At 62.5% G+C, this 802-nt stretch carries 2 protein-coding genes; both read left to right on the top strand.

Annotated elements, in window-relative coordinates; translation table 11 throughout:
* Positions 1–469 (top strand): SufD family Fe-S cluster assembly protein (locus A3754_RS04615; RefSeq protein ID WP_197468458.1); only part of this gene is annotated, 469 nt, incomplete at its 5' end.
* Positions 469–802 (top strand): aminotransferase class V-fold PLP-dependent enzyme (locus A3754_RS04610; RefSeq protein ID WP_156496792.1); only part of this gene is annotated, 334 nt, incomplete at its 3' end. The genes A3754_RS04615 and A3754_RS04610, both read left to right, overlap by 1 nt.

Below are 802 nucleotides of genomic sequence, written 5' to 3'. Positions count from 1 at the left end.
CGTAGTCCGCGACAACAGCCACGTGGACAACCAGCTGTGCGTGGAACACGCCGTGCCCAACTGTGAATCGGACCAGAACTTCAAAGGCCTGGCCGGCGAAAGTGGCAAGGCGGTCTTCAACGGCCGCATCCACATTCACCCCGGTGCCAGCGGCACCAACGCCGAGCTGTCCAACAAGAATCTGCTGCTCAATCCCGGTGCGGAGATCAACACCAAGCCGGAGCTGGAAATCTATAACGACGACGTAAAGTGTGCCCACGGCACCACCGTCGGCCAGCTCGATGCCATGCAGCAGTTCTACCTGCAATCGCGCGGCATTCCGGCGGCCGAAGCCAAGCGCATGCTGAGCCTGGGCTTCGTCAACGAACTGCTGATGACCCTGCCCCACGAGAAAGTGGCCGAATGGGCCACCCCCTGGCTGGAAGCCGAGCTGGCCCACACCACGCCGGCGGGAGAATCTGCCGCGTGATGGATATCCAGGCGCTGCGCGCACAATTTCCGATTCTCGACCAACAGGTGAACGGCAAGCCGCTGGTCTACCTGGATAACGGCGCCACCACCCAGAAACCGGTGGCGGTGCTGGAAGCGCTGGATAACTACTACCGCACGGTGAATTCCAACGTGCACCGTGGCGCTCATTACCTGAGCGACGAAGCCACCAGCCAGTTCGAAGGCGCCCGCGAAACCGTGGCGACCTTCCTCAACGCCAGCCGCGAAGAAATCCTGTGGACCAAGGGCACCACCGAGTCCATCAACATTGTGGCCCAGTGCGTGGCCCGTGAGCGCCTGCAGCCCGGCGATG

Source organism: Alcanivorax sp. HI0083, from assembly GCF_001635175.1.
The sequence above is the reverse complement of the archived record's forward strand: the minus strand, read 5'-3'. Positions and strand labels throughout refer to the sequence as shown.